Genomic DNA, 15,789 nt, shown 5'->3' with positions numbered 1-15,789 from the left:
GCTAGAGCGGAATGAACCTGTATGGGCAACAATGCGCGCACAGCGTCCTTGCTCCCGCTTATTTACCACGATTGATCGATATCAATACGATAGTGCCAGCACGACTTTGATTGGAGGCGAACGGGGGGCCGGGTTGGTATATGCTCGGTGCACGGCCATCGCCGTATGAGGTTCCCTTGGACGCCGTACCGACCCAGCTTGCCCCTCTCGCCCTGTGGGGCGGGTGCGAATGCACGATCAATCGAGTCGGGGATGATTATCTCGATCAGTCGGCGCGGAGCGGGCACAGTGATCGACCCGAAGATCTGGATCGCTTGGCCGGACTGGGCGTGACGGCGCTGCGTTACCCTTTGCTTTGGGAGAGCTTTGCCCAAAGCGACCAGCGCGAGGCGCTTTGGGCGTGGCACGCCGACCGGCTGGGGCGCCTGCGCGCGCTTGGCATCCGCCCGATCGTCGGCCTGATCCATCATGGCAGCGGTCCCGCCCCCACCCACTTGCTGGACCCGGCATTTGCGGCGGGTCTTGCCGATCACGCGCGGGAGGCGGCCGAGCGGTTCCCCTGGGTCCAGGATTGGACGCCGGTCAACGAGCCTCTCACCACCGCGCGCTTTTCCGCCCTTTATGGTCATTGGTATCCCCATCGCCGCGACGAGACGGCTTTCTGGACCGCCCTCCTCAACCAGATTGATGCCATTCGCGGGGCGATGGACGCGATCCGCACGATCATTCCCGCGGCGCGCCTCGTTCAAACGGAGGATCTGGGGCACACGGACGCGACACCGCAGCGGGCCGCTCAGGCAGGCTTCGACAATCATCGCCGCTGGGCGACCTGGGACTTGCTGACCGGCCGCCTGATAGCGGGGCACGCGCTTTGGGATCATCTCGACGGCCTGGGGCTGTCGGATCGTCTGCGCGACATCGCCGCCGCGCCATGCCCGCCGGCCGTCATCGGCCTCAATCACTACCTCACCAGCGACCGCTTCCTCGACCACCAAATGGAGCGCCACCCCCCGGCCAGCCATGGCGCTTGTGCCATCGGGCCGGTTGCCGATGTCGAAGCGGTCAGAGCCATAGCTCACCCGCCGGGCCTTGAAGGCGCCGTTCGCGCTGCCTGGGAGCGCTATGAGGTGCCCATCGTGCTCACCGAGGTGCACAATGGCTGCACGCGCGAGGAGCAGATGCGCTGGCTCGATGAGGCCTGGACGACAGCCACGTCCCTCCGCGCGGACGGCATCTGCATCGAGGCAGTGACAGTCTGGAGCCTGTTCGGCGCGTTCGACTGGGACAGCCTGCTCACCAAAAAGGCCGGCCATTATGAGAGCGGCGTGTTCGACGTGCGGGGCCCCGAACCGCGAGAGACCGCTTTGGCGCCGATGATGCGCGCACTGGCAGGAGGCGCAAGGCCGGATCACTCTGTCCTCCATGGACAGGGATGGTGGCGTCGACCCGGACGACTCGCCGGGGCTGCGACAGAGCCACGCGCGATCGATATACCGCCGGCTCCAGAGGCGCGCCCACTCTTGATCCTCGGGGCGACCGGCACCTTGGGCCAGGCGTTTGCGGGGGCCTGTTCGCTCCGTGATATTGATCATCGGCTGGTCGGACGAGACGTCATCGACCTGCACGATGCCGCCACGATTGCCGACTCGCTGGATCGGCTGCGGCCCTGGGCCGTCATCAACTGCGCGGGCTGGGTGCGGGTCGACGAAGCCGAAGGCAGCGCCGCCGCCTGCCTTGCGACCAATTTCACAGGCTGCGTTGCCCTTGCAGCCGCCTGCGCGCAACGCGACATCCATTATAGCTGCTTCTCCAGCGACCTCGTCTTCGATGGCCATGGCCGGCGCGCTTATGTGGAGAGCGATGCGCCAGCGCCCCTCAACGTCTACGGAGAGAGCAAGGCGCGCGCTGAGGCGGGTGTTCTGGCGGCTGGCGGGCGCGCGCTGGTCATCAGGACCGCATCCTTCTTCTCACCCTATGATCCGCACAATTTCGCCATGCATCTGGTGGCGGCGCTGCGGACCGAACGCGTATTTCACGCCGTGGGGGACTGCATCACCTCGCCCACTTATGTGCCCGATCTCGTCCGCGCCACGCTCGACCTCGTGATCGACGACGAGTGCGGCATCTGGCACCTCACCAGCGACGGCGCTTTCTCCTGGGCGCAGTTTGCGCATGCCGTGGGCGAAAGGATGGAGCTGCCGACCGATCTGATCGAAACGGTCTCCATCGACGCGATGAACTGGCCGGCGCGGCGGCCCCGCCATGCGCCGATGAGCAGCGAGCGCGGCCTGATCATGCCCAGCCTGGCTTCGGCAATCGACCGCTTTGCCCTGCACCTCCGCTGAGGGCGCAGGTTCGTCGCCTCAGCCTAGGCCTTTTCGAGAACCGCCCGGATCTTGGCCGCGAGCTGCTCGACCGTGAAGGGCTTGCCGAGAAGCTCCACACCGGGATCGACAACGCCGTTGTGGACAACGGCGTTGCGCGTATAGCCGCTGGTATAGAGCACCTTCAGGTCCGGCCGGCGGCGGCACGCTTCATCGGCGAGTTTCCGTCCGTTGATGTCCGGCATGATGATGTCCGTGAACAAGAGCGTGATCTCCGGATGCTCGTCCAGCACGCGGAGCGCCGCATGTCCGCCATCCGCTTCCAGCACGCGATAGCCCAGTTCGACCAGCGCATCGACGCTGAACCGGCGGACGGCGGCCTCGTCCTCGACGACCAGAATGACCTCCTGCTCATCGCCCCTCGGCAGGTCGGCCCGCACCTGTTCGATCTCTCCGGCGGCCTCGCCATAGAATCGCGGGAGGTAGATCTTGATCGTCGTCCCTTCGCCCGGCTCGGAATAGATTTTGATATGCCCGCCCGACTGCCGGACAAATCCGTACACCTGGCTCAGCCCCAGACCGGTGCCCTTGCCCACGGCCTTGGTGGTGAAGAAGGGATCGAACGCCTTGGCGATCACGTCGTCCGGCATGCCCGTGCCGGTATCGGTCACGGCGATCATCACATATTGGCCCGCCGGAACACCGAAATTCTCCGCGGCATAGCGATCATCGGCGTGCGTGTTTTGCGTTTCAATCGTCAGGTGTCCGCCATCTGGCATGGCATCGCGGGCATTGACCGCAAGATTGACGATCGCGTTTTCAAGCTGATTGCGGTCGGCATGGGTGCGCCAGACCCCCGCCGCCAGAACCGTCTCCAGCCGGACATCGCCGCCCAGCGAATGCAGCAGAAGCTCGGACATGCCCGAGACGAGCTTGTTGGGATCGAGCACCTCGGGATTGAGCGGCTGCTGGCGCGAAAATGCCAGGAGGCGATGGGTCAGGGTCGCAGCGCGTTGCGCACCGTCGATCGCAGCATCGATATAGCGTTTCGCGCGCTCGTCATCCGGCAGGACGCGCCGGCTCAACAGGTCGAGCGAGCCGATCACCACGGCCAGCATATTGTTGAAATCATGCGCGATGCCGCCGGTCAGCTGGCCGACAGCTTCCATTTTCTGTGCCTGACGCAAGGCCGCCTGCGCTTGCTCGCGCACGGCCACCTCCTCGGTCACGCGACGCTCGAGATGCTCGTTGAGCTCCCGCAGTTCCGCCTCGGCCCGCTTGCGCGCCGTCACGTCAATCGCCGTGCCAACGACGCGCAGACACCGCCCGGCCTCGTCGAAGACGCCGCGTCCCTTGGCGGCCACCCAGCGCACCAGTCCATCTTCCTTGCCGATCGTCCGATATTCGACATCATAGATCGCGCGGACATTGGGGTCTGCGGCCGCCAGATAGGCTTCGGTGGTATGCGCGCGATCGTCGGGATGGAGGCCTTCGTAAAAATCCTGCATCGACACTTCGACATCGGGCGAGATGCCGAACACCCCTTTCACGATGGGTGGCCAGATCAGAACATCGTTGACCACGTCGACGTCCCAGAAGCCGACCTCGGCGGCATCCGTCGCCAGCCGCAGCCGCTCCTCGCTGATCGCCAGCTCGGCCCGGACGCGCATCCGTTCGGACAGATCGAGCATCGCCCCGATCATACGCAGGGCCCGCCCCTGCGCATCCCGGATGATGTGGCCGCGATCGAAGACGTGGGCGTAGCTCCCGTCGCCCCGCCTGAACCGATATTCTCCGCTCCAGCTGTCCGACGAGCCGTCGATCGCCGCGTGGATGGTCCTGTCCACCTCGTCCCGGTCGTCCGGGTGGATCTGCGCGATCCACCATGTCCCGTTATTCTCGATCTGGTCGGCCGGGTGACCATAAGCAATGGAGAGCGCGTCGTTCCAGGTCACATAGTCAGTGACGAAATCCCAATCCCAGATGGCGTCGTTCGTCGCCTTGCTCGCTAGGCGGTAGCGTTCCTCGACTGCGCGAATATCCTCAAGCCGGGTTCGCGCTTCATATTGCCGTCGGCGTGCCCGCAAGGCGGCCGTCGCGACGCTGACCAATGTGGTCGGGTGAAAGGGGCGTTCGAGAAAGGTCACGTTGCCGAGCAATTCGAGATGACGGCCGGCGGCAGGATTGCGCTCGATGCCGCCGCCGCGCTGGGTGAGCAGGACGAAGGGCAGATCGGACCATTCCTGCTGCGCGGCGATGAGCTCCACCAGCGGCCTCAGATCGGCCGCCTTGACCGCTTCATCGGTCATCATCACGAACCCAAGACCCTGTGCGAGGCGCGCGACCAGCGCATCGAGCGACGGGACAATCTCGGTTTCGATGCCGGCCTGGTTGAGGATGGCGGCGGCGATCTCTGCATCCCGACCGTGAGGGGCGAGGATGACGGCACGCTCCGAAAAAGTGCGGTTCATCAGCCGCGCTTGTCCTGGCCGAGATCCATCAGATTGCCGGCACCGACCATCGTGGGGATGCCACGCAACACACCCTGAAAATGCGTCAGCGGCTCGCCGATGGTGATGCCTTGTGCGTCGATACGATATTCGCGGATCGTATTCTCATGGGTGCCCGAGCGCTTCTTGACGATCGAGATGGCCCGCCGGACATGGCCCACCGCCTCGAAATAGCGCAGCAGCACGACCGTATCGGCCAGATAGGTGATGTCCACCGGCGCCTGCATGTCTCCCACCACGCCATGCTGCGTGACGGTGAGGAACGTGCTCGCGCCGCGCCGATTGAGATATTGCAGCAGCTCGTGAATGTGGAGGACGAGCGCGCTCTCCTCGGGCATCGCCGCGCGATATCCATTGAGGCTGTCGATCACAACGGTGCGGATGCCATGCTCCTCGACGGTCGCGCGCACCCGATGAGCAAACTCGCCGGGCGACATTTCGGCTGCATCGACCTGCTCGATGATGAGCTTGCCGTCTGAAACGAGGCGCCACACATCGATGCCAAGCCCCTTGGCCCGATCGGCCAGCAGGCCGAGTTCCTCATCGAAGACGAACATGGCCGCCGTCTCTCCGCGCGCGATGCACCCTTTCACGAGATTGAGCGCCAGGAGGGATTTGCCCGTTCCCGTCGGGCCGAGGATCAGCGTGCTGGTGCCGGAGTCAAAGCCCCCGCCGAGCAGGGCATTGAGTTCAGCGCTTTCCGTGGGCGCGGTGGCCCGCACGAAATCGGATTTGTGCTCCAGCGACACCAGTCGCGGAAAAACCCGGACACCGCCGGTATCGATCACGAAATCATGATAGCCGCCGCGATAGCGCTGGCCGCGATATTTGAGCATCCGAAGCCGGCGGCGTTCCGAACCGTAAAGCGGTGCCAGCTCCTCAAGCCGCAGCACGCCATGAGCGACGCTGTGCACCGTCTTGTCATTGGTGTCGGAGGTCAGATCGTCGAGCATCAGCACGGTTGCATTATGCTTGGCGAAATAGTGCTTCAGCGCCAGAATCTGGCGGCGGTAGCGCAGCGAACTTTGCGCGAGCAGCCGGATTTCCGAGAGACTGTCGATCACCACACGCTGCGGCTTGACCCGCTCGATTGCCTCCAGGATGCGCTTGGTGGTTTCGCCCAGTTCGAGATCGGAGGAGTAGAGCAGGCTCTGCTGCTGATTCTCGTCCAGCAGCGTCTCGGGCGGTACGAGTTCGAAAATGTGGAAATGCTCGTTCAGCGCCCAGCCGTGCGAGGCAGCGGTCTCACGCAGTTCCTCCTCGGTTTCGGACAGGGTGATATACAGCCCCCGCTCCCCCGCCTCTGCGCCGTTCATGAGAAACTGGCTTGCGATGGTCGTCTTGCCGGTACCGGGATCGCCCTCGACGAGGAACAGCCTGCCGCAGGCAAAGCCGCCCGCCGTTACATCATCAAGCCCCTCAATCCCACTCGACGCCTTCGCCGTCCGATCCATCCGCATATCTCCCTTCGCAAACGCCGGACCGTCTCCGCACGTCCACCGCTCCCGAAAAGAGCAAGCTGAAAACCCACGATAGAGGATTGCGATCCCTCCGTCTCTCAGGATTGCGCGGGCGCAACGCTTTAATTTGAAATTGCGATGTTGGCCCTGCCCGCTGGGAATGCGCGAAGAACCCGAAAGCTGGAACCCCTAGCGTCGCGCCTCGAAGACCGACGCGCGGCGGGGCGTGAGCAGCTTTACCGGCGCGCCCAGTTCTCGCTCAAGCATGGCGAGCATCCACTGGCGGTGGCGCGCGAGATAATCCGCGAAGCCGTCCGGCTTGGCCGGGTCGAATGTGGGCACCGCCCAATCGAGCGAGGGAGCCTTATAGTCAGCCTTCATCAGGCCGACCTCGTCGCGGGGCGGATCGACATGAGCGCCGAGATAGTCGTTGCCCGTGAAGCGAATGAACTGAGCCGGCGAGAAGCCGGCCGAGATCAGATAATCCGGCCCCTGGCGGCCGACCTCGCTGCCATAACGCGCCGTGCCCGCCACCGCGAAGCGATTGTTGCGGAAGCGCACGTCGCTCGCCCAGCCCTGCCACTCGGTGGCGACCACCATTTGGACGTCCTTGCCCTTGGCGACGTGGATCACATTCTTCTCGATCAAGGCGTCCGAAATCGTGCCTGACAACTGGAAGATCCGCGTCCCGTCATTCTGGCTGACATTGTGACGCACCACGGTGCCACGATTGCCGATATTGTCCTTGTCATTGGCCTTGGGCGAACAGATCAGCAGGAAGCCCCCGGCATTATCGTGACTGTAATTGTACGCGATGGTGGTCCGGCGCGAGTTGAAGTCGGAATCGAAGCCCTGACCGTCGTAGCGCGTGCGGGTGTAGGCAGCTTCATTGAGCTGGATGAGGCTGTGATCCGTGCTCCACTGCCAGATCCCGGCGCTGTATCCAGGTGCTCGACCGGCGGCATAGCGGACGATATTGTGCTCGATCAGCGCGCCGTCGGTGCCGCGCGGCACGATGCCGTCGCCGCCAATGTCCTCCAGATAATTGTCCCGGATCACGATATCATAGCTTGGATACCAGCGCGCGGCGGTGACCTGATCGCTGATCCCGGCAATGCCGGAGCGGTCGACCCGCCAGATGATGTTGCGCTCGATCGCGAGGTCATCGAAACGGGTTGGAAAGCGGGGGCCGAGCGCCTGAAAGACGATGCCGCCATTGTCCTTGCGATCATTCGTGCCGCGCACATCATGGATGTACATGTCGCTGATGCGGATGCCGCGGACGACGCCCACATTTTCGGCCGACACGAGCACGCCATAGCGCGAGCCGGCAGGCGGGCCGTCATTGGTCAGTTCAAGGCCGCTCACCGTCACATAGCTTGCGTTCAGGATCGCCACCGCATGGGGCGAGACGCCGCCCGCGTCGATGCGGGGGCGCGCGCCCGAGCCGGTTGGGCCGACCACAATGGGCGCCCCTCTGCTGCCCGATTGGGTGATGGTGAGCGGTTCTTTCCAGACCGACCCCGCCGCGAGCAGAATCCTGTCGCCCGGCTTGAGCTTCACGCTGCCTAGGCGGGCCAGCGAGCGAAATGGCTGCGTCGCAGCGCGCCCGTCGAAACGATCGTCTCCCGTGATCGCGTTCACATGATAGGTCTCTGCTCTGGCATGGGCAGCGGTGAGGCTGAGCGCCGCCGCGATGAGCTTGAGGCCTCTGCCCGGGCGCATGAAACGCAGGGCCCGGCCTTGCAGGCCAGCGCCGGAATTGCTGAGGTCTGGCGAAGGCCGGGGAACGTGGGCGGAGTAGAGGGTCGAAAGCAGCGTGCTGAACATAGTGCGGCAGAGGGCCTTGAAGATCGAACAGCCCTCGCTCTAGCGGCAAGGGCATGAATGTCGAATGACCCGGTGCTCTTCAGGGGACATCGCGCGCGGTTGACTGTTGCAACTGACATAAAACTGTCACAATGGGCGCGACGCGCTCTGCTGAGGGGACAAACAATCAAACAGATTGCGGCACTACCCTATCGGGCTGAAGGCGATGCGCTGGATGCACCGATCCGGATTCTGCTCATCACCTCGCGCGAGACGAAGCGCTGGGTGATTCCCAAGGGCAATGGATCGGCGGGCAAGCTCCCACACCAGGCAGCAGCTGCCGAGGCTGAGGAAGAAGCCGGCATCGTCGGGGCCGTTTGCCCGACGCCATTGGGAACCTATCGCTACCGCAAACGGCGGCGTAACGGCGCCAACTTGATGGTGGACGTCGAGGTGTTCCCGCTGGCGGTCAATCGGGAACTCACAGACTGGAAAGAGCAGCACGAGCGCGAGCGGCGGTGGTTCAGCCTCAGCGAGGCAGCCGATGCCGTCGACGAGCCGGATCTGAGCGATCTGATCCGATCCTTCGCAGCATCCGAGTTCAAGGCGGCGACACGGCGCCAATCGGTGATGGACACCGTTGCGCATACTTCAGGGATAAGCAGGATGTTTGGTTGGTTTCAGCGCCTTTTGCCCAAGCAGGGCAATTTCTTCGATCTGTTCGAAGCGCATGTCCAGACCGTGGTCGCCGGCGCCGACGCGCTGACCCGGCTGCTGCATGACGGGGACAGCCGCGATGACCATATTCGCGAGGTGATCGAGCGGGAAACCGATGCCGACGAGATCATCCGTGAGGTGCTTCACCTTGTCCGCAAGACGTTCCTCACGCCGTTCGACCGCAGCGCGATCATCAGCCTTGTGAGTTCGACCGACGATGCGATCGATGAGATGCAGTCGGCAGTGGCGGCCATCGACATCTATGACGTGCACGACTTCGATCAGGAAATGAAGGACATGGCGGCGATTATCGTCGACAGCACGCGCGTGCTGGCGGAAGCCATGCCGCTGCTGCGCAATGTCGCACAAAACGGCAAGCGCCTGCATGAACTGACCGAGCGGCTGGTGCGGATGGAAGGCCATGCCGACGCCATCCACAGCGAGGGGCTGAAGCAGGCCTATCGAAAGTTCCGGACGGCCGATCCCATGGCGTTCATCGTCCGGCGCGAGATCTACAAGCATCTGGAGCGGATCGTCGACGCGCTCGAGGATGTCGCGAATGCGATTGACGGCATCGTGATCGACCATAGCTGAGCGCACAGGGTCATGCACAACCTCGCTTTTCCGCTGCTGGTCGGCCTGATCGTCATCGCGCTCGCATTCGATTATCTCAATGGCTTGCACGATGCCGCCAACTCGATTGCGACCGTGGTGGCGACGCGCCTGCTCGGCCCGGTCGCGGCGGTGGTCTTCGCGGCCTTCTTCAATTTCGCGGCCTATTTTCTCATGCTGGCCTTCCCCAGCCTGCACAAGGTCGCCGAGACGATCGGCGCCGGCCTCGTCAGCCAGGATCTGATTACGCCGGCCGTCATCTTCGGCGCGCTGATCGGCGCCATGTTCTGGAATGTGGTGACTTGGCTCAAGGGCATTCCATCGTCCAGCAGCCATGCCCTGATCGGCGGCCTCATTGGCGCGGGAATGGCCCATGCCGGCATCTCCGGCATCCAGTGGAGCGGCCTCAACAAGACGCTGATCGCCATCGTGCTCTCGCCCACGCTGGGCATGCTGCTCTCCATGCTCATCATGCTGGCGACGAGCTGGGTGTTCCGCCGGGCCACCGCTCGTGGCGCCGAGCATGCGTTTCGATATCTGCACCTGTTGTCCTCGGCCGCCTATTCGGTCAGCCACGGCCTCAATGACGCGCAGAAGACCATGGGCATCATCACGGTGCTGCTCTATTCGACCGGCTATCTCACCGGCGAATTCGCGGTGCCGCACTGGGTCGCGATTGCCTGCTATATCGCGATTGCGCTGGGCACGCTGACGGGCGGCTGGAAGATCATCGAGACGATGGGCTCGCGGATCACCAAGCTCTCGCAGCACCAGGGGTTCAGCGCCTCGCTTGGCGGCTCAATCATGGTGTTCACGGCCTCGCTGATGGGCATTCCCGTTTCGACCACCCACACGATCACCGGCTGCGTAATCGGCGCAGGCACCGCGCGACGGGCCTCTGCGGTGCGCTGGGGCGTGGCGCAGAGCGTCATGATCGCCTGGATCATCACCATCCCGGCGTCAGCGGTCGTCGGCGCAGCCTTTTACTTTCTGGCCCGGCTGTTCTGATCTTGCGGCCCTCGTGAGGGGCTAGCCAAACACCGACACTGCGGCCGGCTTGGCGGCTGGCAGAGATGGCGCCTCTATTGCCGGTACCGGCGCGGCTTCGTCCGCCGCACGCTCCGGCGCCCCTGCGCGCCCCTCCGATGGGCGCAACAAAAATCGCTTAACATATGTAAAGACAGGGAACAGTGCGCGTTGCCGTTGGTTAATCAGGCGAAGATTTCCTTTGACCTGAGGTAGACATGAGCCAATCGAATGCCCGGCATGCGACTTCTGCGGCGCTGGCTCTTGTCCTGGCAGGCGGTCGGGGCAGTCGCCTTCATGATCTGACCAGCGCGCTCGCCAAACCTGCTCTGCCGGTTGGCGATGTGGGCAGGCTCATCGATTTCACGCTGGCGAACGTCGCCAATTCCGGCATCCCCCGCGCACTGGTGCTCACCCAATATGAGCCCGACGCGCTGCATCGCCATTTGAACCAGACATGGCAGCGCTTTGGCGGCATCGAGCTAGACGTGCTCGACGGCAATGAATGCGGCCCCTTCAACGGAACGGCGGACGCGGTCGTCAAGATCAGCGACCAGATCGACCAGGAAGCGCCGGATCATGTCGTGGTCCTCGCGGGCGATCACCTTTACCAGATGGACTACCGGCCGTTCATCGAACGCCACATGCTGAGCAACGCGAAAGTGACGGTCGGCGCGGTTCACGTCCCGCTGGCCGACGCCGACCAATTCGGCGTCATGACGGCTGGCGCGGATGGCCTGATCACCGATTTCGCGGAGAAGCCGGCCTCGCCTGCGGAAGCGCCGGACCGTCCCGGTCATGCCTTTGCATCGATGGGCATCTATGTCTTCACCTGGCAGCTGCTGCGGCAGGTGCTGGCGGAACTGGCCCCGCTCCATGAGGATCTGGATTTCGGCAAGCATGTCCTGCCCCGGCTGGTGGCCCAGCGAGGCGCCTATGTCTACGCGCTGCCCGGGCGTGGGCAGGCCGCGCCCCTGTGGCGCGATCTCGGCACGGTGGATGCCTATCATGGCATTCATGCCGATATCGCCAGCGGCCGGGTCGCGCTCGATCCCTCTTGGCCGGTTGCCGGGCGGCGCGCCATTGGCCTGCCGGTGCGGTCGGCCCCGGTTTCCGACCGTCCGGCCTGGCCGGGCCATATGATCGGCCAGGGTGCCAGCGTCGGCGAGCGAGCCCAGCTTCGCAACGTCGTGGTGATGCCCGGCGCGCGCGTCGGCTCGGATGTGCGCATCGACAATGCGATCGTCACCGGCGATGCCGTCATTCCCGACGGCTTCGATCTCTCCGAAGCGCTCAGGCAGTGCGGTGACGGCTGCCTTGTCTCGGAAGGCGGCATTCGCCTCCTGTCCGCGCAGGCGATGAGCCGGCTCGCCGGCGCGAAGCGATCCGCCAAGCCCTATCCCGCTTATACCTCGTCAGATGAGAGCGGCCGGAGAATGCTGGCGCCCGGACTTTGACCCAGGCAGACGATATCGGCCTGGAGCCAGACGCGAGGCCTCTGGCCTTCGCAAAGCCGGACAGGCTGCACCATGAACTGGGCGCCGAATATACCGGCGACGGCGTTCATTTCGCGGTCTTTTCCGACAATGCCGAGGCCATTGAACTGTCGCTGTTCTCGGACGATGGGGAAGACGAGGTTCAGCGGCTCGAACTACCCCGACGCGAAGGCTCGATCCATTCGGGCTTTCTCCCCGGCCTCAAGCCCGGTCAACTCTATGGTTATCGCGCGCATGGCCCCTATGAGCCCGAGCAGGGCCATCGCTTCAACCCCAACAAGCTGCTGCTCGACCCTTATGCGCGGGAGGTGTCCGGCACGCTCAAATGGGATGATGCGCTGTGGGGCTATGATCTCCTGAGTGGCGACGATCTGACGTTCGACACGCGGGATTCGGCTCCGTTCATGGTCAAGAGCGTGGTGCAGAACCCCGATTTCGATTGGGAAGGAGACGCGGCGCTGCGCCTCCCATGGACCGAGACGATCATCTACGAAGCGCATGTGCGCGGCCTCACCATGACGCACCCCGACGTGCCGGAGGAACTGCGCGGCACGTACGCCGGCATGGTGTGCGAGCCGATCCTCGACCATCTCCGCAAGCTCGGCGTCTCCGCCATCGAGCTGCTGCCCTGCCAATTCTTCCTCGATGATCGCAGCCTGCTGGAGCGCGGGCTTTCCAATTACTGGGGCTATCAGACGCTCGGCTATTTCGCCCCGGAAACTCGCTTCCTCCAGCAGGGCGAGGGCGTCCCCGGTGCCATTCGCCAGTTCAAAGAGATGGTGAAGCGCTTTCACCGGGTCGGCATCGAAGTGATCATGGATGTGGTCTACAACCACACCGCCGAAGGATCGGAACGCGGCCCGACGCTCTGCTTCCGCGGCCTCGACAATGCGGCTTATTATGTCCTGTCGCCGGACCATCCGCGCTACTCGTTCGACCAGACCGGCACGGGGAACACGCTCTCCGTGGCGCACCCCATGGTGCTGCGAATGGTGCTCGATTCACTGCGCTACTGGGTGCAGGTCATGCATGTCGACGGGTTCCGCTTCGATCTCGCCTCGACATTGGGACGGCAGGCGGCCGGGTTCGATCGGGAAGGGACGTTCTTCGGCGCGATCCGGCAGGACCCCATCCTTGCGGGCGTGAAGCTGATCGCCGAGCCCTGGGATGTCGGCGAGGGCGGCTATCAGGTCGGCGGCTTCCCTGCGCCGTTCCGCGAATGGAACGACAAGTTCCGCGATACCGTGCGCGGGTTCTGGCGGGGGGATGGCGGGCTGGTCGGCGATCTGGCGGGGAGCCTGCTGGGCTCACCCGAACAGTTCAACCATTCGGACCGGAGCCCCACCTCCTCGGTGAATTTCCTCGCTGCTCATGATGGCTTCACGCTGATGGACTGCGTGTCCTTCAACGACAAACATAACGAGGCCAATGGCGAGAATGGCGCGGACGGCCATGATCATAATCTGTCCGCCAATATGGGCGTCGAAGGCGCAACCGACGACGCCCATATCTGCGCGGCGCGCAGCCAGCGCCGCCGGAACATGATCGCAACGATGCTGCTCAGCCAAGGCGTGCCGATGATCCTGAGCGGGGACGAAATCGGCAACAGCCAGCAGGGCAATAACAACGTCTATTGTCAGGACAATGAGACCGCGTGGATCTCATGGCCCGAGCGGGACGATGCGTTTCTCGATTTCGTGCAGCGGATGGTCCGCTTCCGCCTCGATCATCCGGTCCTTGCGCAGGAGACATTCCTGCTCGGCGATGCGGGGGACGACGGGCGGACGGAAGTCGCCTGGTATCAGCCCGACGGGCGCGAAATGGACGAGGCGGTGTGGGCGGAAACGGAGTTGCGCGTCCTCGGTCTGTTCATCGACCATTCCGCGCGAGCGGCCTTCCTCGATGATGAGAATATCGGCGCGCTCTTCATCATCGTGAACGCAGGCGACGCGCTCGACTTCACCCTGCCCCACCCCAACGGCATCGCGCACTGGACGCGCATCCTGGATACCGCCAGCGCCGACCCCTTCAGCGAAGACCCGTGCGAAGGCGATGTCCTCGCTATCGCCGCCAACAGCGTGTGCGTCTACGCGCCGACCGCACGATGACCGGCCACCATTTCCGCAAGGGCTGGGGCGCAGAGCCCGAAGAAGACGGGCGATGGCGCTTCTCGCTCTGGTCGCCGGATCGCGAAGCAGTGTCAGTCGAGATCGACGGCGTATCGACAGCCTTGGCGCAGGGCGAAGATGGCTGGTTCTCCGGCACCGCTGCGGCTCGACCGGGCGCCTCCTACGGTTTTCGCATCGGGGACAGGCTCTATCCCGATCCGGCAGCGCGGGCACAGATGGGCGATGTTCACGGCCCCTCGCGCCTGGTCGACCCTCGCGCCTTCCAATGGTCCGCCGACTGGGCGGGTCTCCCCTGGCATCAGGCGGTCATCTATGAGCTTCATGTCGGAACGTTCACGCCCGAGGGCACATTTGCCGCCGCGCAAAAGGCATTGCCGCGCCTGAAAAGCCTTGGCGTGACGGTCGTCGAGCTGATGCCGGTCGCCCAGTTCGAGGGTGCGCGCGGCTGGGGATATGATGGTGTGCTGCTCTATGCGCCCCATCCTTGCTATGGCGGTGCGGACGGCCTCAAGCAGTTCGTGGATGCGGCGCATAAGCTCGGCATCGCGGTGGTGCTCGATGTGGTCTACAACCATTTCGGCCCCTCGGGGAATTATCTGCCCGTCTGGTGCCCGTCCTTCTTCCACGCCTCGGCCCGCACGCCCTGGGGGGACGGCATCGCCTTCGACGTGCCCGCCGTTCGCGCCTTCTTCCTCGACAATGCTATGTTCTGGCTGGAGGAATATCAACTGGACGGGCTGCGCCTGGACGCCGTTCACGCCATTGCCGACCAGACCACCGAGGACTTTCTGGCGGATCTGGGCAAGGCGGTGCGCGCGAGAGACTGGGGACGCCCGATCCACCTGGTGACCGAGGATGAGCGCAACCTCGTCGACTATCTCGAGCCGGACGCGCCCTTCAATGCCAGCTGGAACGATGACTGGCACCACGCGATCCACTGCCTGCTGACCGGGGAAGACGAGAGCTATTACGCCCCCTTCGCCGTCGATCCGCTGGCGGACATCGAGATGGCGCTGCGCGATGGATATGTCGAGCAGGGGCAGAAACGGCCCCCGCATGAGCATTTGCGCGGCGAGCCATCCGCCCTGTTGCCCCGAACGGCGTTCATCAATTTTCTGGGCAATCACGATCAGATCGGCAATCGCGCGCAGGGCGAGCGGTTGCACCATCTGGTGGCGGATCGCGCCGCGCTGCGAGTGGTGACGGCCCTGACGCTGCTGACGCCCTTCACGCCGATGCTGTTCATGGGGGATGAGTTCCTGACCGAAGCGCCGTTCCTGTTCTTCACGGATTTCACGGGCGATCTGGCTGAAGCGGTGCGCACCGGCCGGGCACGGGAGTTCGAGAAGTTCACATCCTTCGCCGGCACGGTGCCGGACCCCAATGACCCGCAGACGGCCGCCCGCTCGATGATCGGGCACGCGGGCACCGATGCGCAGCGCGAGCATGAAGCCTTTGTGCGCGATCTTCTTGCGCTGCGGGCCTTCCATATCACGCCGCTCCTCGCGCAGACGGAACGGCCCAAGGCCATCGTCCAGCGCGAGGGCACGGCGTTCGATGCGCGGTGGGAGTTTGAAACGGCGGCCCTACACGTCCGCTTGCTGCTTGGCGGCGAGGATTTTTCCACGCCCACCGACCCCTTCTTCGTGGAGGCTGCGCAAGGAAGCGGCTTCGCTTTCGCCGCCGCCGTTCGAAAGGACCAATGA

The 15,789-nt window shown here is 64.1% G+C and carries 9 protein-coding genes; 6 read left to right on the top strand and 3 right to left on the bottom strand.

Annotated elements, in window-relative coordinates; genetic code table 11:
- The first annotated feature begins 176 nt into the window (after nucleotides 1-176).
- Nucleotides 177-2,345: a family 1 glycosylhydrolase gene (locus tag M2342_RS03420; RefSeq protein ID WP_264578039.1), complete on the top strand. Its 2,169-nt coding sequence runs from the start codon at nucleotides 177-179 to the stop codon at nucleotides 2,343-2,345.
- Between the two features lie 23 nt (nucleotides 2,346-2,368).
- Here the strand turns inward: M2342_RS03420 and M2342_RS03415 are convergent, their stop codons facing one another.
- From M2342_RS03415 to M2342_RS03405, 3 genes are all read right to left on the bottom strand, one after another.
- A complete protein-coding gene (locus M2342_RS03415; RefSeq protein WP_264578038.1) occupies nucleotides 2,369-4,795 on the bottom strand; it encodes a PAS domain-containing sensor histidine kinase in 2,427 nt (808 codons plus the stop codon).
- Complete coding sequence (locus tag M2342_RS03410) at nucleotides 4,795-6,288, bottom strand: ATPase domain-containing protein (RefSeq protein ID WP_264578037.1); 1,494 nt, start codon at nucleotides 6,286-6,288, stop codon at nucleotides 4,795-4,797. Before M2342_RS03410 ends, M2342_RS03415 begins: the two co-directional genes overlap by 1 nt.
- Before the next feature lie 195 nt (nucleotides 6,289-6,483).
- Nucleotides 6,484-8,019 (bottom strand): right-handed parallel beta-helix repeat-containing protein, encoded by a 1,536-nt coding sequence (locus M2342_RS03405; protein WP_264578036.1) that lies wholly within the window; start codon nucleotides 8,017-8,019, stop codon nucleotides 6,484-6,486.
- Nucleotides 8,020-8,289: 270 nt separating this feature from the next.
- Here M2342_RS03405 and M2342_RS03400 point away from each other — a divergent pair, with 270 nt between their 5' ends.
- The 5 genes from M2342_RS03400 to treZ all read left to right on the top strand — a co-directional run bounded on the left by M2342_RS03400 (nucleotide 8,290) and on the right by treZ (nucleotide 15,789).
- The gene (locus M2342_RS03400; RefSeq protein ID WP_264572309.1) at nucleotides 8,290-9,414 is read left to right on the top strand and encodes a DUF47 family protein; all 1,125 of its coding nucleotides are present in this window, start codon (nucleotides 8,290-8,292) and stop codon (nucleotides 9,412-9,414) included.
- A gap of 12 nt (nucleotides 9,415-9,426) precedes the next feature.
- The gene (locus M2342_RS03395) at nucleotides 9,427-10,440 is read left to right on the top strand and encodes an inorganic phosphate transporter (RefSeq protein WP_181560695.1); all 1,014 of its coding nucleotides are present in this window, start codon (nucleotides 9,427-9,429) and stop codon (nucleotides 10,438-10,440) included.
- Nucleotides 10,441-10,676: 236 nt separating this feature from the next.
- A complete protein-coding gene (locus tag M2342_RS03390; RefSeq protein WP_264578035.1) occupies nucleotides 10,677-11,915 on the top strand; it encodes a glucose-1-phosphate adenylyltransferase family protein in 1,239 nt (412 codons plus the stop codon).
- On the top strand, nucleotides 11,912-14,062 hold the full coding sequence (gene glgX, locus M2342_RS03385; protein WP_264578034.1) for a glycogen debranching protein GlgX: 2,151 nt from the start codon (nucleotides 11,912-11,914) through the stop codon (nucleotides 14,060-14,062). The genes M2342_RS03390 and glgX overlap by 4 nt, the downstream gene beginning before the upstream one ends.
- Nucleotides 14,059-15,789 (top strand): malto-oligosyltrehalose trehalohydrolase, encoded by a 1,731-nt coding sequence (gene treZ, locus M2342_RS03380; RefSeq protein WP_264578033.1) that lies wholly within the window; start codon nucleotides 14,059-14,061, stop codon nucleotides 15,787-15,789. The genes glgX and treZ overlap by 4 nt, the downstream gene beginning before the upstream one ends.

Source organism: Sphingobium sp. B8D3A (assembly GCF_025961995.1).
Lineage (GTDB): Bacteria > Pseudomonadota > Alphaproteobacteria > Sphingomonadales > Sphingomonadaceae > Sphingobium.
This window is presented reverse-complemented; position numbering and strand designations above follow the sequence as displayed.

What these genes read in the sequence shown, in the direction of transcription:
- M2342_RS03395 (WP_181560695.1), top strand. Translation starts at nt 9,427, where the DNA reads ATGCACAACCTCGCTTTTCCGCTGCTGGTCGGCCTGATCGTCATCGCG.
- M2342_RS03405 (WP_264578036.1), bottom strand. Translation starts at nt 8,019, where the DNA reads ATGCGCCCGGGCAGAGGCCTCAAGCTCATCGCGGCGGCGCTCAGCCTC.
- M2342_RS03410 (WP_264578037.1), bottom strand. Translation starts at nt 6,288, where the DNA reads ATGGATCGGACGGCGAAGGCGTCGAGTGGGATTGAGGGGCTTGATGAT.
- M2342_RS03415 (WP_264578038.1), bottom strand. Translation starts at nt 4,795, where the DNA reads ATGAACCGCACTTTTTCGGAGCGTGCCGTCATCCTCGCCCCTCACGGT.
- M2342_RS03390 (WP_264578035.1), top strand. Translation starts at nt 10,677, where the DNA reads ATGAGCCAATCGAATGCCCGGCATGCGACTTCTGCGGCGCTGGCTCTT.
- treZ (WP_264578033.1), top strand. Translation starts at nt 14,059, where the DNA reads ATGACCGGCCACCATTTCCGCAAGGGCTGGGGCGCAGAGCCCGAAGAA.